This is a genomic window from Modicisalibacter radicis (assembly GCF_900961225.1).
Lineage (GTDB): Bacteria > Pseudomonadota > Gammaproteobacteria > Pseudomonadales > Halomonadaceae > Modicisalibacter.
On sequence record NZ_CAAHFN010000076.1, the window covers coordinates 45,706 to 63,616 of the forward strand.

The 17,911-nt window shown below is 66.1% G+C and carries 16 protein-coding genes; 8 read left to right on the forward strand and 8 right to left on the reverse strand.

The genetic code is table 11. The annotated features are described in order from the left end of the window. Positions 1–136 precede the first annotated feature (136 nt). Both nhaD and HR9077_RS14195 read left to right on the forward strand, forming a co-directional pair. Entirely contained in the window at positions 137–1,387 is a 1,251-nt protein-coding gene (gene nhaD / locus HR9077_RS14190) for a sodium:proton antiporter NhaD (RefSeq protein WP_136067648.1), read from the forward strand. Positions 1,388–1,626: 239 nt separating this feature from the next. Further along, complete coding sequence (locus tag HR9077_RS14195) at positions 1,627–3,042, forward strand: MFS transporter (RefSeq protein ID WP_136067836.1); 1,416 nt, start codon at positions 1,627–1,629, stop codon at positions 3,040–3,042. A gap of 6 nt (positions 3,043–3,048) precedes the next feature. Here the strand turns inward: HR9077_RS14195 and HR9077_RS14200 are convergent, their stop codons facing one another. The 7 genes from HR9077_RS14200 to HR9077_RS14230 form a co-directional block, all read right to left on the reverse strand. After that, on the reverse strand, positions 3,049–3,816 hold the full coding sequence (locus HR9077_RS14200) for a VOC family protein (protein WP_136067649.1): 768 nt from the start codon (positions 3,814–3,816) through the stop codon (positions 3,049–3,051). Between the two features lie 108 nt (positions 3,817–3,924). Then, on the reverse strand, positions 3,925–5,088 hold the full coding sequence (locus tag HR9077_RS14205) for an acetate/propionate family kinase (protein WP_136067650.1): 1,164 nt from the start codon (positions 5,086–5,088) through the stop codon (positions 3,925–3,927). Then, positions 5,085–6,038, reverse strand: a complete 954-nt coding sequence (locus HR9077_RS14210; protein WP_136067651.1) for a bifunctional enoyl-CoA hydratase/phosphate acetyltransferase — start codon at positions 6,036–6,038, stop codon at positions 5,085–5,087. The genes HR9077_RS14205 and HR9077_RS14210 overlap by 4 nt, the downstream gene beginning before the upstream one ends. 185 nt (positions 6,039–6,223) lie before the next feature. Continuing rightward, entirely contained in the window at positions 6,224–6,496 is a 273-nt protein-coding gene (locus HR9077_RS14215) for a GrxA family glutaredoxin (RefSeq protein ID WP_136067652.1), read from the reverse strand. A gap of 108 nt (positions 6,497–6,604) precedes the next feature. Beyond that, on the reverse strand, positions 6,605–7,432 hold the full coding sequence (locus HR9077_RS14220; protein ID WP_136067653.1) for an inositol monophosphatase family protein: 828 nt from the start codon (positions 7,430–7,432) through the stop codon (positions 6,605–6,607). Positions 7,433–7,467: 35 nt separating this feature from the next. Further along, on the reverse strand, positions 7,468–8,004 hold the full coding sequence (locus HR9077_RS14225; protein ID WP_136067654.1) for a response regulator transcription factor: 537 nt from the start codon (positions 8,002–8,004) through the stop codon (positions 7,468–7,470). Between the two features lie 34 nt (positions 8,005–8,038). Beyond that, positions 8,039–9,310, reverse strand: coding sequence for an ATP-binding protein (locus tag HR9077_RS14230; protein WP_136067655.1), 1,272 nt, complete (start codon positions 9,308–9,310; stop codon positions 8,039–8,041). 164 nt (positions 9,311–9,474) lie between these two features. Here HR9077_RS14230 and HR9077_RS14235 point away from each other — a divergent pair, with 164 nt between their 5' ends. Further along, positions 9,475–11,064 (forward strand): peptide chain release factor 3, encoded by a 1,590-nt coding sequence (locus HR9077_RS14235; protein WP_136067656.1) that lies wholly within the window; start codon positions 9,475–9,477, stop codon positions 11,062–11,064. Positions 11,065–11,238: 174 nt separating this feature from the next. Then, positions 11,239–12,006 (forward strand): TatD family hydrolase, encoded by a 768-nt coding sequence (locus HR9077_RS14240; protein ID WP_136067657.1) that lies wholly within the window; start codon positions 11,239–11,241, stop codon positions 12,004–12,006. A gap of 6 nt (positions 12,007–12,012) precedes the next feature. Here HR9077_RS14240 and ygfZ read toward each other — a convergent pair whose 3' ends face one another. Beyond that, positions 12,013–13,062 (reverse strand): CAF17-like 4Fe-4S cluster assembly/insertion protein YgfZ, encoded by a 1,050-nt coding sequence (ygfZ, locus tag HR9077_RS14245; protein ID WP_136067658.1) that lies wholly within the window; start codon positions 13,060–13,062, stop codon positions 12,013–12,015. A gap of 171 nt (positions 13,063–13,233) precedes the next feature. Here ygfZ and HR9077_RS14250 point away from each other — a divergent pair, with 171 nt between their 5' ends. The 4 genes from HR9077_RS14250 (at position 13,234) to HR9077_RS14265 (ending at position 17,845) form a co-directional block, all read left to right on the forward strand. Further along, complete coding sequence (locus HR9077_RS14250) at positions 13,234–13,425, forward strand: hypothetical protein (RefSeq protein WP_136067659.1); 192 nt, start codon at positions 13,234–13,236, stop codon at positions 13,423–13,425. A 37-nt stretch (positions 13,426–13,462) separates the two neighbouring features. Then, a complete protein-coding gene (locus HR9077_RS14255) occupies positions 13,463–13,885 on the forward strand; it encodes an OsmC family protein (protein WP_136067660.1) in 423 nt (140 codons plus the stop codon). 31 nt (positions 13,886–13,916) lie between these two features. Continuing rightward, positions 13,917–15,947 carry an excinuclease ABC subunit UvrB gene (gene uvrB, locus HR9077_RS14260; RefSeq protein WP_136067661.1) on the forward strand — a complete coding sequence of 677 codons (2,031 nt, stop codon included), beginning with the start codon at positions 13,917–13,919 and terminating at the stop codon, positions 15,945–15,947. A 392-nt stretch (positions 15,948–16,339) separates the two neighbouring features. Then, positions 16,340–17,845, forward strand: coding sequence for a fumarate hydratase (locus HR9077_RS14265; protein WP_136067662.1), 1,506 nt, complete (start codon positions 16,340–16,342; stop codon positions 17,843–17,845). Positions 17,846–17,911: the final 66 nt, after the last annotated feature.

The window sequence follows — 17,911 nt, forward strand, 5'->3', positions numbered from 1 at the left end:
ACGGGCGATGGCGGGCGTGGGGCGATGACGCGCGACGACCCGGACGCACGGCTTGTGCAGCGCAAAACACTATCATTGAAAACGGCTGCCGGTGAATTGTCACGATTGCCCGGCGGCTCGACAAGGAGCCTTTCGGATGACGTGGTTGTCGTGGTTGTTGGTCGCGCTGGCGGTGCTGGCTTTCGTTCTCGTCGCGCTGGAAGACGTCATCCATCTCAACAAGGCCAAGTCGACGCTGTTCATCGGCACGCTCAGTTGGCTGCTGTTGTTCATCTTTTCGTCGCGGGAGAGCGGGCTGACCCTCGAGGCGCTCAACGAGAACCTGCTCGAGATCGCCACGCTGTGGCTGTTCCTGATGGCGGCGATGACCTTCGTCGCCTATCTCAATGCCAAGGGCATGATCGCCAATCTGATCTATCGCGTCCTGCCCAAGCGTATCGACGAACGCGCCTTGCTGTTGTTGACCGCGGCCTTTGCCTTTCTGTTCTCGTCGCTGGCCGACAACATCACCGCCTCGCTGGTCTCGCTGACCCTGGTGCTGTCGCTGCAGCTGCCGCCCGAGAAGACCCGGCGCTTCGCGGTGATGACCGTGTTCGCGGTCAATTCCGGCGGGGTGGCCCTGATTACCGGCGATGTCACCACGCTGATGATCTTCCTGAGCGGCAAGGTGGCGATCCCCGACCTGATGTTGCTGTCGCTGCCCTCGCTGGTCGCCGTCATCGTGCTGGCCCTGTTGCTGATGCCCGGCCTCGGCGGCGCGGTCACCATCCCGCACGAGCGTCGCCAGACCCGCCGCTCGGACCGTCTGATCGCGGCGGTCTTTCTGATCACCATCCTCGCCACGTTGACCGGCAACGTGCTGTTCGGCATTCCGCCGTTGTTGACCTTCCTGTTCGGGATGTCGGTGATGTTCATGATCGGTCATTACGTCGAGCGTCGCTCCGAGGCCGAGGAGCGACGGGTGCTCGACTACATTCGGGTCATCGAGTACGACACGCTGCTGTTCTTCCTGGGTATCCTGCTGCTGGTGGGCATGCTCAAGGAGATCGGCGTGCTGGCTTTCCTGACCCAGGGCTACCAGTCGCTGCCGGTCTGGCAGGCCAATTACGTGATGGGGCTGCTCTCGGCGCTGGTCGATAACGTGCCGCTGACCGCGGCACTGCTCAAGTCGGGCATCGAGATGCAGCGTGCCGACTGGCTGGCGCTGACCTATGCCGCCGGCGTCGGCGGCTCGCTGCTGGTGATCGGCTCGGCGGCGGGGATCATCGCCCTGGCCAAGGTGCGCGGACTGACCTTCAGCGGTTATCTGCGTTACCTGCCCGCACTGGTGCTGGCCTACAGTCTGGGTTTCGGCGGCGCCTACGCCATGGGCCTGCTGGTCGGTTGATCAAGATGTGGCCAACCTTCCCGGTCGCGCATCACGCGTGGCCTGGGACCGGTTGCCCAGCCATCGCTCACAGGGTTGTGCACAGCCACTGTGCATAACTACCGGCAGGGCCGGCGAATTTGGTGGGGGCGGCGGCCGCAAGCTACAATCTGTCATCATTACCGCATTTCAGCCGCCGGACGGGTGTCTCACTCGCTCCGGCGGCCTCGTTTTTCCCCATCGACCCGGAGGTGACGCTCTTGCGCGGCTTGCCGGCAACCCTGCCGATTCTCTTCGTCTGCGAAATCAGCTTCCTGCTCGGCCACGGGCTGATCATGACCCTGCTCGGGGTGCGCATGTCCCTGGAGGGCTTTCCGTCGCAAATGGCGGGCCTGTTGATGTCGAGCTTTTCGCTGGGCTTCGTGCTGGGCAGTTACTTCCTCGAGAAGCGCATCCGCTCGGTGGGCCACATCCGGGTGTTCGCCGCCTGCGCGGCGATGCTCGCGGTCACGGCGATGCTGCATGGCATCTGGATCAACCCCTGGGCCTGGCTGGTCTGGCGCGTCGCCGGGGGCGCGGCGACCGCCGGACTGCTGATGGTGATGGAATCGTGGGTGTCGGGGGAATCGAGCAACGAGAACCGCGGCAAGGTGCTGGGCTGGTATCTGGTGATCTCGACGTTGTCGCTGGCCGGCGGCCAGTGGATGCTCAACATCGCCGATCCGGCCACCGCCGTGCTGTTCTCGGTGGCCGGCATGCTGTTCGCGCTATCGCTGGTACCGTTGTCGATCCACCGTATCCACGGACCCTCGCAGTCGAGCCACGACGTGGCCCACAAGATCCGGCTCAAGGAGCTGTTCAAGCGGGCCCCGGTGGGCCTGGTGGGGGCATTTACCGCCGGGCTGATGGCCCAGGCCTTCTTCGCCATGACACCGTTCTTCGGTCAGGAGATCGGCCTGTCTACCAGCCAGACGGCCCAGTTCATGGCGACCACCACGCTGGTCGCGCTGGTCGCGCAATGGTCGCTGGGGCGGATCTCCGATCGTCTCGACCGGCGCAAGGTGATCCTGTGCATGGCGGCCGTGATGGCGGTGACCGGGGCCTTCATTTCGGCGGCCGCCAGCTACAGCTACCTGGCGCTGCTGGTCGTGGCCTGCCTGCACACGGCGATGCTGCACACCCTGTATTCGCTGAGCCTGGCGCATACCAACGATTGGCTCGAGCCCTCCGAGATCATCGCCGCCAACGCCAAGCTGATGATCTGGTACGGCATCGGCTCGATCATCGGCCCGTTCAGCGCCTCGCTGGTCATGCAGTTCCTGGGACCCGAGGGGCTGTGGTTGTTCCTCGGCGCTGCCGCGCTGGCGCTGGCGGTATTCGTGTCGGTTCGGTTGTACAGCGCGCCGACCGCCGCCGAGCAGGCGATCGAGCAGGAGCCTTATGCGCCGATGCCGATCATGGAGACGCCGCACTACCATAGCGAGCTCGACCCCCGGCATGAGCCGCAGCAGCTGGAGTTCGACTTCGTCAACTATCACTATGAAGACGCCGGCAGCAACGACGCGCCGGCCGAGGACGAGGCACCGGCCGAGTCGGTGATGGACGCTGGCGAGCAGCGCGGGCGAGCGGCGATCGGGGCAGCGGGCAGACGTATCTACCCCGACCGGGCCGATTGAGCGGCTTCAGGCGATCTCGCAGCGGGTATGTTCGGGGAGCAGCAGTTCGGCGGCCCGCTCATGATTGTTGCTCAGGCACTTCCGGACCAGCGCGATGCCGCCCAGCGCGATGCGCTGTTCGTCGCCATCGGCGAAGGCCAGCCGGCGGGTGCAGGCGGGGTAGAAGCGGTAGTCGAGCAGTGGCGCGACCGGGAAGACCCCGGACTGCCGATCGCTGGACCCGATCAGGCCCGCTCGTTGCAGCCGCTGGTCGAGAGCCTCCAGGGGCTGGCCCAGGCCGTTGCAATCGAAGCCGGCGTGATGCAGCCGGGGCCCCAGCGCTGCCAGCCAGGCGGCCAGCGGATGGGCCTGACGCAGCTGCTGATAGGTCGCCCAGTCGGGCATCGGCCAGGGACGACCCCGGCACAGCAGGTTCTGACCGCGGGTGTCGCAGCGCGGTGTCTGATTGACCAGGGCTTGCAGTTGCCGGCGCGGTTCACGGGTCAGGGTGCCGGACTGGAGTTCGCAGAGCACCAGCCAGGGGCCCGGCATGGCGGGCGAGAGAAGCGTTACCAGCACGCCACGATCGGCCATCGCGAATCGCCCGGCACAGCGATAACCGAAGTGGCGAAGAGGTGGCAGCAAGGCTTCGGCGGCGAAGGGGCCATGATTGAGCGTGACGGCGACCAGATACTCGGCGTTCTCCACGGATGGCGCGAAATCCAGCGCGCCGAGATCGGGGTGCAGGTGAACGTAATCCAGCCATAACTGCTGCAGGAATTCTTCGCGTTGCATGTTTCGGCGCTCCATGCCCAGGGCCCTGAGTAGCTAGTATAGGGGCTCGACATGGATCGGTTTTCAACTGCCCGTCGGGTTATTCAACGCTGAAGGATTCGCGAATGTTCAGCCGTCGTCGGTCAGACATTCCCCCACCGCGCGGTGGATCTCCGCCTCTTCGTCGGCCGTCACCACGCAGACCAGAGGCCCGCGCCCGACATCCAGGCGTCGTGCATGGCGGGCATTGGCGGTGTCGTCGAGCTCGATGCCCAGCCAGCCGAGCTCGGCACAGATGGCGCGTCTGACCGCCGTGGCCTTCTCGCCGATGCCGGCGGTGAAGACCAGCGCATCGAGTCCGCCCAGCAGGGCGACAAGCGCCCCCGCTTCGCGTACCGCGTGGCGCACGAACAGCGCCACCGCTTCCCGGGCTTGCGGTTCCTGGCTCTCGAGCAGGTCGCGCATGTCGTCGGATATTCTGCCCGAGACGCCGTAGAGGCCACTGTCGTGGTAGAGCATGTGTTCGACCTGCTCGGCGCTCCAGCCCCTGGACTGCATCAGGTAAAGCACCACCCCGGGGTCGAGACTGCCGGCCCGGCGCCCCATCATCAGGCCGTCGAGCGCCGTGAAGCCCATCGACGTCGCCTGGCTGCGGCCGTCGCGGATCGCGCACAGGCTACAGCCATGGCCGAGGTGGGCGACCAGCACCCGGCCCCGGGCCCGATCGCCCAGCAGGTCGGGCAACTGCCGGGCGACATGCGCATAGGAAAGGCCGTGGAAACCGTAGCGCAGGATGCCGTCTTCGGTCAGTTGACGCGGCAGCGCATAGCACTGGTTGAGCCAGGGTTGCGTGCGATGGAAGGCGGTGTCGAAACAGGCGACCTGGGGCAGGTTCGGCCAGTGCGCCTGGATCTGCCGGATGATCGCCAGCGACTGTGGCTGATGCAGCGGAGCCAGCGAGACCAGCGCGTCGAGTTCGTCCAGCAGGGCCTCGTCGATGCGACGAGCCCGGCCATGGCGGCGGCCGCCATGCACGACGCGATGACCGACGGCGGCGAGCGGCGCCTGGCCAATGCGGTTTTCCAGCCAGCCAAGGAGGGCCTGGGCCACCGCGGCGTGGCCGGTTCCTTCGACCGTGAAACCCTCGCGGCTGGCATCGGTATCGCGAAGGCTGAGGCGCGGTGCCTCGTGGATCCGCTCGACCAGTCCGCGAAGCTGCTCCCGGCCCCGCTCGTAGAGCGCGAACTTGAGCGATGACGAACCGGCATTGACGGTCAGGATCGGGCCGCTCATGAGGGGGCGTCTCCGCGCCGCACGACCAGGCAGGCCAGCGCCGCCGAGGCGAGGCGGGTGGCGACATCGTCGCTGCGGCTGGTCAGCATGATCGGCACCTGGGCCCCCATCACCAGCCCGGCGGCCTGGGCACCGGCCAGATGGATCAACAGCTTGGCGATCATGTTGGCGGCCTCGAGGTCGGGCGCCACGAGGATGTCGGCGCACCCGGCGACCACCGAGTCGAGCCCCTTGGTGCGGGCCGCCTGCAGCGAGACGGCGTTGTCGATGGCCAGCGGACCGTCGAGTTCGCCGCCGGTGATCTGGCCGCGCTGGCTCATCTTGCACAGCGCGGCGGCATCGAGGGTCGAGGGGATGCGCGGGTTGACGGTTTCGACCGCCGAGAGGATCGCCACGCGGGGACGCGCCAGGCCTATCGCATGGGCGAGCTCGATGGCGTTCTGGACGATGTCGCGCTTGGCGGCCAGGTCGGGCTGGATATGCAGGGCGCCGTCGGTGATCAGCAGCGGTCGAGGGTAGCTGGCGACATCCAGCGCATAGATATGGCTCATCTGGCGTTCGCTGCGCAGGCCGGCATCGCGGGCGAGCACCGCACTCATCAGCTCGTCGGTATGCAGCGCCCCCTTCATCAGTGCCCGGGCCTCACCGCTGGCGGCGATCCTGACGGCGGTTTCCGCCGAAGCGTGGCTATGCGGGGTGTCGACGATCCTGAGCCCGCCGAGATCGGCATCGAATTCCACGGCGAGGGCCTCGATACGCGTCCGCGGGCCGACCAGCAGCGGCTCGATCAAGCCTTCCCGCCAGGCGGCCAGGGCACCACGCAACGAGGGCGCGTCGCAGGGGTGGACGACGGCGGTGGGAATCGGCGGATGGCCATGTGTGGCTTCGAGCAGCTGCCGGTGACGTTCGCCGATCGGGGCTGCATCGTGGGTGTCGAGCGGGGCGGGCATCTATGACTCCTATCGGTGGATCGCCAGAACCTGGACGGGAAGCAAGCATGCCTTCGACTTTAGGCGCGCTGGCCGTCGACTGCCAGCGCTGCGGCGCATCATGCGATCCGGGACGGGGCGCGCATGGCGGCCGCTGAAACGAGAACACCGGCCTCGGGGCCGGTGTTCGGGGGACGATGCGGCGCTTAGCTGACGCTTTCGGGCATAAGCCGGTTGTCGCGAACGTACTGGTCGAATTCGGTGAATCCGCCGATATGGGTCTGGTCGACGAAGATCTGCGGCACGGTCTCGACCGGCTTGCCGATGGTCTTCTCCATGTCGGCCTTGGTGATGCCCTCTTCGTGGATGTCGATGTACTTGTATTCGAAGTCATCGCGAGCACTGCTGATCTGCTCGGCGAGGTCCTTGGCGCGCACACAGAAAGGGCAACCGGAACGTCCGAAGATGACGGTGATCATTGGCTCTCCTGGGAGTTGATGGATGCGGTTGGAAATTTTGTCGCCAATTCTCGTTCATCGTGGCGGTACATGCCAATAGGGTACCACTACCCAGGCCATTGCGTGCCGCTATGAAGACGTGTCGGCATGGCGATCTTCATCGGCGTTCTTCAGCAACGTACGCAGCTCCGAATAGATGTCCGGGGCGGCAACCACGATATGTTCGCCGTAGAGTTCCTCGGGGATGCCCTCCGGACAGGCATAGACATGCCCGGTGCGGGCGCCGGCTTCGCGGGCGATCAGCAGGCCGGCGGCGAAGTCCCAGGGCGCGACGCTCTCGTAATAGGCGTCCAGCCGGCCGCAGGCGACATTGCACAGGTCGAGCGCGGCGGAGCCGCAGCGGCGTATGTCCTGACACTTCTGCATGACCGCCGAGAAACGCCGCAGCAGGGGCGCGCGACCGTCGCGACGATAGGGGAAGCCGGTGGCGACGAGGCTGCGCTCGAGCGAGGAGGCGAGGCTGGCGCGGATCTGCCGGTCGTCGCGTCTGGCGCCCTGACCGCGAATGGCGGTGAAGGTCTCGCCGAGAATCGGCGCATGCACCACGCCGACCTGAATCTTGCCGTCGAGCGCCCAGCCGATGGATACCGCCACGTGGGGCAGGCCCTGGGCGAAGTTGACCGTGCCGTCGATGGGATCGACGATCCACAACGGCCCGCGCTGGTCGAGCGTTTCCCGGTCGGGGGTGAGCTCCTCGCTGAGCCGCGGCTCGTCCGGGAAGTGCCGCTCGAGACGCGTGCTGATCATCCGGTCGATGGCGACATCGACGTCGGTGACCAGCTCGTTGCCCTTCTTGTAGCGCTTTTCGTAGGACGGGCTCTCGCGGGCCCTGAGGATTTCGCGTCCGGCTTCCTCGGCGATGTCGGTGGCGATGGCGAGCCGTTCGGCGAGCTGCATGAGGCCTCCTGATGACGATGTCTGATGATTCCAGTCTAGCGTCGCACCGGGCGTTTCTGAAGCTTGCGCTGCAGGGTCCTGCGGTGCATGCCCAGCGCGCGGGCGGTCGCCGAGATGTTGCCGTGGTGTTCCTGCAGGACCTTCTGGATGTGTTCCCAGGTGACGCGGTTGATCGACGGCGGGTTGTCGGCGATGTCGATATCCGGATCGCCGCCGTCGCGCTCGAAGGCGGCCAGCACTTCGTCGGCGTCGACCGGCTTGCACAGGTAGTTGACCGCGCCCAGCTTGATCGCCTCGACGGCGGTGGCGATGCTCGAGTAGCCCGTCAGCACCACGATGCGGCAGTCCGGCACGATCTCCAGCAGGTCGGGCAGCAGCTTGAGCCCCGATGAGTGCTCGAGCTTGAGATCCAGCGTGGCCAGCTGGGGCCTCGTCTGTTGAGCCAGGCCCAGCGCCTGGTCGGCATCCACCGCGGTCATCACCTCGAAACCGCGGCGGCTCAGCGCGCGCTCCATGACGCGGCAGAACATCTCGTCATCGTCGACGATCAGCAGGCGTTCGGCGGTCGGCATGGCGGTATCCCCTCCTGCGATGAATGGTGGCCGTTCATTGGCCGGCAACCAGGCGCGGCAGCTTGACCTCGGTCAGCGTGCCGCCCTCTTCGTGATTGTACAGGCTCACCCCGCCTCCGAAGCGGTTGATGGTGGCATGGGTGAGAAACAGCCCGATGCCCATGCCCTTGCTCTTGGTCGATATGAAAGTGTCGCCGAGCTGGTCGGCGATCGACATGGACACCCCGGGTCCGTGATCGCGGATGTCGATGATCACCTCGTCGGCGTTCCAGTCGAGGCTGATGACGATATTGTCGGGATTGGCGTCGGCGGCATTGTTGAGCAGGTTCATCAGCGCCTGCTCGAGCGTGGCGTCGACCGCCAGCATCGGCGTGCCGCGCTTGCCGAGAATCTCGACCCGATGGGTGACGTCGGGGCGCAGCACCAGCCAGCGCTGGACGACCTGTTCGAGCCAGGCGACGGCGGGGCGCGAATCGGGCTCGGCGAGTCGCCGCCGGTCGGCATTGGCGACCAGCTGCTGCAGGCGTGTCTTGCAGGTGTCGACCTGCTGGCGCAGCAGGTCGATGTCGGCCGTGAGGGTCGGCTGCCCGACGGCGTCGCGGCGCATTTCGGCGAGCAGCACGGCCATGGTCGACAGCGGCGTGCCCAGTTCGTGGGCGGTGCCCGCTGCCTGGGTGGCCACCGCGAGCACCTGTTCGTTGCGCAGCGCCGCCTCGCGGGTGCGCGACAGTGCCATCTCGCGCCGTCGCAGGGCATGCGCCATCTTGAAGATGAAGAAGGTCACCAGGCTCGCCGACAGGGCGAAATTCAGCCACATGCCGAGCACGTGCAGGCTGATGCCCGGGCCGACCACGGCATGGCTGAGCTGCGGAACCGGCTCGTAGAACAGCATCAGGAAGGTATAGCCGGCCAGTGCGGCGCTGGCGATGGTCCAGGCATGGCGCCAGGGCAGCGTGGCGGCGGCGATGGTCACCGGCACCAGGTAATAGGAGATGAATGGATTGGTCGCACCGCCGGTGTAATAGAACAGCAGCGAGAGCCCGGCGATGTCGGCGAGCAGATGCAGCAGGTATTCCAGGTCGGTGACCGAGCGTGGCCGGCCGAGCCGCCACCAGCTGGCGACGTTGATCAGGCCCATGGCGACGATCACGCCGATCACCGGCGTGACGCTCAACTGAAAGTCGAGAATCTCGATGCCGAAGATGATCGCCGCGAGGAACCCGGTCCAGGTGATGCCGCGCACGAAGGTCAGCCGGACCAGGTTGCGGTTGGGGGTCGACAGGGGCAGGGGGGTCGGTTGTTGCATGGGCGCTCCGGCTGGCTGGTCGGCGCATGATACCTGAACTCGGCCTTGCGCTCAGGCTACAACTCGGGCCGAGTAGCCCGTAGAATTGACCGCCAGCCCATTCACGTCAGCCGGGCGCGGCGCTGTGCGTCGCGACGGATGTACCCAGACCAGCGATCCCACGAATGACAGACAGCCAGATAGCGCAGGCCGCCGAATTACGCCGCACCTTCGCGATCATTTCCCACCCCGACGCGGGCAAGACCACCATCACCGAGAAGATGCTGCTGTTCGGCAATGCCATCCAGCTGGCGGGCTCGGTGAAGAGCAAGCGCAACGACCGCCACGCCACCTCCGACTGGATGAAGATGGAACAGGAGCGCGGCATTTCGGTGACCACCTCGGTGATGCAGTTTCCGTACAACGGCCGGATCGTCAATCTGCTCGACACGCCGGGGCACGAGGACTTCTCCGAGGATACCTACCGTACCCTGACCGCGGTGGATTCGGCGCTGATGGTGATCGACGGCGCCAAGGGGGTCGAGGCCCGGACCATCAAGCTGATGGAGGTCTGCCGGCTGCGCACCACGCCGATTCTGACCTTCATCAACAAGATGGACCGTGACACCCGCGATCCGGTCGAGGTCATGGACGAGGTCGAGACGGTACTCGACATCCAGTGCGCGCCGATGACCTGGCCGATCGGCATGGGTCGTCATTTTCGCGGCGTCTACCACCTCTACAACGACGTCATCCACCTCTACAGGCAGGGCCAGGGCAATCGTATTCCCGAGGACGTGCGCATCGAGGGGCTCGACAACCCCGAGGTCGACGAGGTGCTGGGCGCCGATCAGGCCGAGGAGCTGCGCATGGAGGTCGAGCTGGTGCGTGGCGCCTCGCATGAATTCGATCTCGAGGCCTATCGCCGCGGTGAGCTGACGCCCGTCTACTTCGGCACCGCGATGGGTAACTTCGGGGTGCGCGAGATGCTCGACGGCTTCGTCGAATACGCGCCGATGCCCCAGGCCCGCGAAACCGATACCCGCGAGGTCACCGCCGAGGACCCGCGCTTTTCCGGTTTCGTGTTCAAGATCCAGGCCAACATGGACCCCAAGCACCGCGATCGGGTGGCCTTCCTGCGGGTCTGCTCGGGCAAGTACGAGAAGAACATGAAGATGCGCCATGTGCGGATCGGCAAGGACGTCAAGATCGCCGACGCGCTGACCTTCATGGCCTCCGACCGGGCGCAGGTCGAGGAAGCCTGGCCGGGCGACATCATCGGCCTGCACAACCACGGCACCATCCAGATCGGCGATACCTTCACCGTTGGCGAGGACATGCGCTTCACCGGCATTCCGCACTTCGCCCCGGAGCTCTTCAAGCGCGTGCGGCTGCGCGATCCGCTCAAGACCAAGGCGCTGCAGAAGGGGCTTCAGCAGCTCTCCGAGGAGGGCGCGACCCAGGTGTTCATGCCGCTCGACAACAACGACCTGATCCTCGGCGCGGTGGGCTCGCTGCAGTTCGACGTGGTGGCCCACCGGCTCAAGGAGGAGTACAAGGTCGACTGCATCTACGAGGCGGTCAACGTCCAGACCGCACGCTGGGTGTACTGCGACGATGCCAAGAAGCTCGACGAGTTCCGGCGCAAGGCGAGCAGCAACCTGGCCCTGGATGGCGGCGGCTATCTCACCTACATCGCGCCGACTCGCGTCAATCTGCAGATGACCCAGGAGCGCTGGCCCGAGGTGCGCTTCAACGCCACCCGCGAGCATTGAGCGAAAGCGCTTGCCCGCCGCGGCCGGCTGGCCAATGCTTGATGCGAACCAACCACGCGGCAACGTCCGGGGAGCGCGCATGGCGATGAAGTTTCTCAAGGAGTTCCGGGAATTCGCGGTCAACTGCCGAACTTGACGAGCAGTCCTGAACCGAGCCGAACGAGGAGGTCCGGCATGCTGATAGACGCTCACTGCCATCTCGATTTCGCGGCGTTCGACGACGACCGTCAGGCGATGTTCGAGCGTGCCCGCGCGGCCGGCGTCGGCCATTTCGTGGTGCCCGGAACGACCCGCGAAAGCTGGCCGCGGGTCGTCGCGCTGGGAACCGAGCGTGACGACGTCAGCATCGCGCTTGGCCTGCATCCCGTCTTCATGGCGTGTCATCGCGAGGGTGATGTCGAGGCGCTGGCGCAGACCCTGGATGCGCACCCGGAGGCCGTGGCGCTGGGTGAGTGCGGCATCGACGCGCGCTTCGAGGAGACCCTCGACGCCCAGTGGCGATTGCTCGACGCCCAACTGAGGCTGGCCAAGGCGCGTCGCCTGCCGGTGGTGCTGCACTGCGTGCATGCCAACGACAAGCTCGGCAAGCGGCTGCGTCAACTCGATCTGCCGGCCGGGGGATTGATCCACGCCTTCGCCGGCAGTGCCGATCAGGCGCGGCGGTTCGTCAACCTGGGGTTCGTGGTGGGCCTGGGCGGGGCGATCACCTACCCGCGCGCCCGGCGCCTTCAGCGCGCCGTGGCGGCGCTGCCCGACGACGGCTATGTGCTGGAGACGGACAGCCCCGACATGCCGCTGTGCGGCCATCAGGGCCAGCGCAACGAATCGGCACGGGTGGCGCGGGTCGCCGAGGGGGTCGCCGAATTGCGCGGCCAGAGCGTCGCCGATGTGACGGCTCACAGCGCCGACAACACCCGGCGACTGTTCGGCATCGCCGGCTGAGAGCCTTCAGACGCCGCCGGTGGCCAGCGCCTCGGGGTCGACGCGCTCGATCGGATAGGGCAGGTCGAGACGTTCGAGGGGCTGGTCGTCGATCGTCAAAGGCTCGCTGACATCCCGGGTGGTCATCACCGCGAGGATCTCCACGCGCCCCTCGCCGTCGCTCGTCGCGGCAACCACATCGCCCCGCGACTTGCCGTCGGCGTCGGTGATGGCGCTACCCAGCCCGGGCGGCACTTGCCCTTCGGTTCGGCCACGCATCAGGCGCTTCTTGACCTGCCCGCGAAAGTGCGCGCGGGCGACGACCTCCTGGCCGGTGTAGCAGCCCTTCTTGAAGCTGATGCCGCCCAGCGCTTCCCAATTGAACATCTGCGGCAGGTAGCTGTCCTGCAGGCCCGCTGCGAGCCATGCCAGGCCGGCCTGGATGTCGTGGAGCCGCCATGCGGCATTGCCCACCGGCAAGGCATCATGAGCCAGGTTCTGCCAGGCGCCGATTGCTTCGTCTTCCGGCAGGCAGAGTACCAGGCGCGGCTGGGCGCCGGGATGGCGCAGCACGACGCCGTCACCCAGTGCGACCTGCTGCCAGACGGTGGGCGGCATCACTTCGAGCCGACGCTCGACCAGTGCCGGGGCCTGGTGGCCGATCACCCCGAACAGCGCCAGGTCGTCGCGCGGCGTCAGCTCGACCTTGTAGAACACCGCGAACTTGGCCAGATGGCTGCGTAGCGGCTCGAGCAGGCTGACATCCAGCAACAGCCAGAAGCGCGACTCCCCGGCCCGCAGCAGCTGACCATTGGCAAGCATGCGGCCCTTGGCCGTGCAGAAACTGGTGGGGGCGGCGAATTCGCCGTCGGCGAGCGTCAGCTGGGCGCTGGTCTGGCCTTGCAGGAAGCGTTCGGCATCCGCCCCGGCGATCTCGAGCACGGCGAAATGAGTCAGTGGCGCTATGAGAGGTTGCGTCGACGTCGTGGCCGCGGACGGTCGAGCATCGAATTCGATATGCCGATCATCGGTGAGACGTGCGCCGAGCTGCTGTAAATGGGCGATCCAGTCGCTCATGCATTCTCCTAGAGCCTCGCGCAAGGCAGGCGTTCAGTTACTCTCGATACCGGCTGTATGGGGGTGGAGCGCGCTGAATGCAAGGCGCTCGTAGCGTGGGCTAGCGGTGCGCGTCATGGCGCGTGCTAGACTTGGGCGCACGCAACCAGCAGCGAAACGGGAGAATCCGACATGGCGCGAGTGTCCCTGATCTTCGAGGGTGTCGAGGACGCCGAGCTGGTCAACCGACTGACCAGCGAGCTGATGATGGTCGACGGCGTCGAGAGCGCCGAGGTCGGCCGCCATGGCGCCGACGTGGAGGGCCGCGTGAACCGTGCGATCCTGGTCGAGACGGTCGAGCGGCTCGGCGTCACAGTCCGCTGAACAACGAGATATCGGTCGAGTAGAGGAGAGTCCCCGCATGACGATCACGGTGATCAGCAGCGACGGCGACAGCCTGCGCCAGCGCGTCGAACTGGAGCATTTCGACGATCTTTTCGTCGATGCGCCGGCCATCGTCGGCGGCGACGAGAGCGCCCCCGACCCCCACGACTACTTCGACCTGGCGCTGGGGGCCTGCAAGGCGATCACCGCGCGCATGTACGCGCGGCGCAAGCAGTGGCCGTTGAGCGGGGTCACGGTCACCGTGACCCGCAATGATCGCGAAGAGCGCCAGGGTCGCTACTATCTCGATGTGGCGCTGACCTTCGATGGCATCGACGATCCCGGGCAGCGCCAGCGCCTGCTCGAGATCAGCGACCGCTGCCCCATCCATCGCCTGATGACCGATGCTACCGTCGAGATTCGCAGCCAATTGGCGCCGGACACGGGTGCGAGCGCTTGAACTTTCACCGCACCGCTACCATTTCAGGGCCATGAACAAGCCATTTCGCATCCAATCCAAGTACCGTCCGGCGGGCGACCAGCCCACTGCCATCGAGGGACTGGTCAAGGGTCTCGAGGCGGGCCTGGCGCACCAGACCCTGCTCGGCGTCACCGGCTCGGGCAAGACCTTCACCATGGCCAACGTGGTCGAGCGCCTGCAGCGGCCGACCATCGTGCTGGCGCCCAACAAGACGCTGGCCGCTCAGCTATACGGCGAGTTCAAGTCGTTCCTGCCCGACAACGCGGTCGAGTATTTCGTCTCCTACTACGATTACTACCAGCCTGAGGCCTATGTGCCGTCGTCGGACACCTTCATCGAGAAGGACGCTTCGATCAACGACCATATCGAGCAGATGCGCCTGTCGGCGACCAAGGCGCTGCTCGAGCGCCGCGACTCGCTGATCGTGGCCTCGGTGTCGGCGATCTACGGGCTCGGCGACCCGGACCAGTATCTGAAGATGCGGCTGCACTTCAATCGCGGCGAACAGATCGACCAGCGCTCCTTCCTGCGCCGCCTGGCCGAGTTGCAGTACACCCGCAACGACATGGACTTCCGGCGCGGTACCTACCGGGTGCGCGGCGACGTGATCGACGTGTTCCCCGCCGACTCCGAGGAGGAAGCGGTGCGGATCGAGCTGTTCGACGACGAGATCGAGTCGATCAGCCTGTTCGATCCGCTGACCGGCGAGATGCGCGGCAAGCTGCCACGCATGACCATCTATCCCAAGAGTCACTACGTCACGCCGCGCGAGACGATCCTTGCCGCCGCCGACAACATCAAGGCCGAACTCGCCGAGCGTCTGGAGTGGCTGCGCAACCACGACAAGCTGGTCGAGGCCCAGCGACTCGAGCAACGCACCCTGTACGACCTGGAGATGATGCACGAGCTGGGCTACTGCAACGGCATCGAGAACTACTCGCGCTATCTCTCCGGGCGTGCCCCGGGCGAACCGCCGCCGACCTTCTTCGATTACCTGCCGCCCGACGCCATCCTGTTCATCGACGAATCCCACGTCAGCGTGCCGCAGGTGGGCGGCATGTACAAAGGCGACCGCTCGCGCAAGGAAACCCTGGTCGAGTACGGCTTCCGCCTGCCGTCGGCGCTCGACAACCGGCCGATGACCTTCGACGAATGGGAGCGGATCTGCCCGCAGACGGTGTTCGTCTCGGCCACACCCGGCCCCTACGAAGAGAAACATGCCGGCCAGGTGGTCGAGCAGGTGGTGCGCCCGACCGGGCTGGTCGACCCCGAGATCGAGGTGCGTCCGGCCTCCACCCAGGTCGATGACCTGCTCTCGGAGATTCGTCTGCGCACCGAAGTCGGCGAGCGGGTACTGGTCACCACGCTGACCAAGCGCATGGCCGAGGACCTGACCGAGTACCTCGACGAGCACGACGTTCGCGTGCGCTACCTGCACTCGGATATCGATACCGTCGAGCGGGTCGAGATCCTGCGCGACCTGCGGCTGGGCAAGTTCGATGTGCTGGTGGGTATCAACCTGCTGCGCGAGGGGCTGGATATTCCCGAGGTCTCGCTGGTGGCGATCCTCGATGCCGACAAGGAGGGTTTCCTGCGCGCCGAGCGCTCGCTGATCCAGACCATCGGCCGCGCCGCGCGCAACGCCAACGGCAAGGCGATCCTCTACGGCGACCGGGTCACCGATTCGATGCGCCGGGCGATCGACGAGACCGAGCGGCGTCGCAACAAGCAGATCGCCCACAACGAGGCGCATGGCATCGTGCCGCGCACCGTGACCAAGTCGGTCGCCGACATCATGGAGGGCGCCCAGACGCCGGGCAAGAAGGGCAGCCGGCGCAAGAGCGAGCGCAAGGTCGCCGAGGGGCCCGGCGAGTACGGCGTCGAAGCGTTGCGCAATCTCACCGTCCCCGAGCTGACCCGGGAGATCGGCAAGATCGAGGACGCCATGCACGAGGCCGCGCACAATCTCGAATTCGAGGAAGCCGCGCGCTTGCGCGATCAGGTCCAGACGCTCAACGCCCGGCTGATCGAACTCAAGTGACGGCAGGTCATGAAGCCGAGGCCCACGGAGGCCGGTCAGAGCAGTAGCCGGTAAACGCTGTCCGGGGAAGAGGTTGGGGGCAGGTTTTTGCGAGGGCGCTGTCGACCCGTCCATGAGCGCTACTTTGGCCCTCCAAGGCGACCCCCTCGCTGCAACCTGCCCTCAACATGGCGTGCCGGAATCGTTGAGAATGTGTTCTTGGACTCCGTTTATACCGTTATCTTTTCAATGCCGTACCTTGGCCTGCAAGTTTGCTCCCGTCGCCATCCCGGTACCTGCCTGTCCTGGCATCGTTGCGGTATAATCCCGCCACCAAGAATCCGCCGGGTAGCCTGACCTGCCAACGGCGGCCGTTTGTGCGCGCGAGCGTGAACCAAGGAGCCCCGCCCCCCATGACCGTGATCCGCCAGGACGATCTGATCCAGAGCGTCGCCGATGCCCTGCAGTACATCTCCTACTACCATCCCAAGGATTTCATCGAGGCCATGCATGCGGCCTATCAGCGGGAGGAAAACCCGGCGGCACGCGATGCCATCGCGCAGATTCTGATCAATTCGCGGATGTGCGCTACCGGTCATCGGCCGATCTGTCAGGATACCGGCATCGTCACCGTCTTCGTGCATGTGGGGATGAACGTGCGCTGGGAATCCGACATGAGCCTCGACGACATGATCAACGAGGGCGTGAGGCGGGCCTACCTGAACCCCGACAACGTGCTGCGCGCATCGGTACTCGCCGATCCCGACGGCAAGCGGGCGAACACCCGCGACAATACGCCGGCGGTCATTCACCACAAGCTGGTTCCGGGCGATACCGTCGAGGTTCATGTCGCCGCCAAGGGCGGGGGCAGCGAGGCCAAGTCCAAGTTCGCGATGCTCAATCCCTCCGACAGCGTGGTCGACTGGGTGCTCGAGCAACTGCCCCGGATGGGCGCCGGCTGGTGCCCGCCGGGCATGCTCGGCATCGGCATCGGCGGCACCGCCGAGAAGGCCATGGAGCTCGCCAAGGAAGCCTTGCTCGATCCCATCGACATTCAGGCGCTGCAGGCCCGCGGCGCCGCGAACCGTGCCGAGGAGCTGCGCCTCGAGCTCTACGACAAGGTCAACCGCACGGGGATCGGAGCCCAGGGGTTGGGCGGCCTGACCACGGTGCTCGACATCAAGGTGAAGGATTATCCGACCCACGCCGCCAACAAGCCGGTGGCGATCATTCCCAACTGCGCCGCCACGCGGCATGTGCACTTCAGCCTGGACGGCTCAGGCGTCGCCGAGCTCCCGGTGCCCAGGCTGGAGGATTGGCCCGAGATCACTCGTGAGGCGGGTGGCAACGTCAAGCGCGTCGACCTGGATGCCGTCACCCCCGAAGAGGTGCAGACATGGCAGCCTGGCGACACCCTGCTGCTCAACGGCAGGCTCTTGACCGGCCGGGACGCGGCCCACAAGCGCATGGTCGACATGCTGGCCAGGGGAGAAGCGCTGCCGGTGGATCTCAGGGGGCGGTTCATCTACTACGTGGGCCCGGTGGATCCGGTCCGCGATGAAGTGATGGGCCCGGCCGGCCCGACGACCGCCACCCGCATGGACAAGTTCACCCGGACCATGCTCGAGCGGACCGGACTGCTGGGGATGGTCGGCAAGGCCGAGCGTGGCCCGGTGGCGATCGAGGCGATCCGTGACAATCGCGCGGTCTACCTGATGGCGGTGGGCGGTGCTGCCTATCTGGTCGCCCAGGCGATCAAGAAATCCCGCGTGGTGGGCTTCGAGGACCTGGGGATGGAGGCGATCTACGAGTTCGAGGTCGAGGACATGCCGGTGACCGTGGCCGTCGACCCCCGGGGCGAGTCGGTACACCGGACGGGGCCGGCCAGGTGGAAAGAGATCATCGCCGAGCGCGCGTGACGCTGGCTGTCCACGAGACCCCGGCGTAGGCTGGGGGCGTACTTTCACAGCCCTGGAGGCGCCATG

What these genes read in the sequence shown, in the direction of transcription:
- nhaD (WP_136067648.1), top strand. Translation starts at nt 137, where the DNA reads ATGACGTGGTTGTCGTGGTTGTTGGTCGCGCTGGCGGTGCTGGCTTTC.
- HR9077_RS14215 (WP_136067652.1), bottom strand. Translation starts at nt 6,496, where the DNA reads ATGATCACCGTCATCTTCGGACGTTCCGGTTGCCCTTTCTGTGTGCGC.
- HR9077_RS14200 (WP_136067649.1), bottom strand. Translation starts at nt 3,816, where the DNA reads ATGCAACGCGAAGAATTCCTGCAGCAGTTATGGCTGGATTACGTTCAC.
- HR9077_RS14255 (WP_136067660.1), top strand. Translation starts at nt 13,463, where the DNA reads ATGACGATCACGGTGATCAGCAGCGACGGCGACAGCCTGCGCCAGCGC.
- HR9077_RS14235 (WP_136067656.1), top strand. Translation starts at nt 9,475, where the DNA reads ATGACAGACAGCCAGATAGCGCAGGCCGCCGAATTACGCCGCACCTTC.
- HR9077_RS14265 (WP_136067662.1), top strand. Translation starts at nt 16,340, where the DNA reads ATGACCGTGATCCGCCAGGACGATCTGATCCAGAGCGTCGCCGATGCC.
- uvrB (WP_136067661.1), top strand. Translation starts at nt 13,917, where the DNA reads ATGAACAAGCCATTTCGCATCCAATCCAAGTACCGTCCGGCGGGCGAC.
- HR9077_RS14205 (WP_136067650.1), bottom strand. Translation starts at nt 5,088, where the DNA reads ATGAGCGGCCCGATCCTGACCGTCAATGCCGGTTCGTCATCGCTCAAG.
- HR9077_RS14210 (WP_136067651.1), bottom strand. Translation starts at nt 6,038, where the DNA reads ATGCCCGCCCCGCTCGACACCCACGATGCAGCCCCGATCGGCGAACGT.
- ygfZ (WP_136067658.1), bottom strand. Translation starts at nt 13,062, where the DNA reads ATGAGCGACTGGATCGCCCATTTACAGCAGCTCGGCGCACGTCTCACC.
- HR9077_RS14250 (WP_136067659.1), top strand. Translation starts at nt 13,234, where the DNA reads ATGGCGCGAGTGTCCCTGATCTTCGAGGGTGTCGAGGACGCCGAGCTG.
- HR9077_RS14230 (WP_136067655.1), bottom strand. Translation starts at nt 9,310, where the DNA reads ATGCAACAACCGACCCCCCTGCCCCTGTCGACCCCCAACCGCAACCTG.
- HR9077_RS14240 (WP_136067657.1), top strand. Translation starts at nt 11,239, where the DNA reads ATGCTGATAGACGCTCACTGCCATCTCGATTTCGCGGCGTTCGACGAC.
- HR9077_RS14220 (WP_136067653.1), bottom strand. Translation starts at nt 7,432, where the DNA reads ATGCAGCTCGCCGAACGGCTCGCCATCGCCACCGACATCGCCGAGGAA.
- HR9077_RS14225 (WP_136067654.1), bottom strand. Translation starts at nt 8,004, where the DNA reads ATGCCGACCGCCGAACGCCTGCTGATCGTCGACGATGACGAGATGTTC.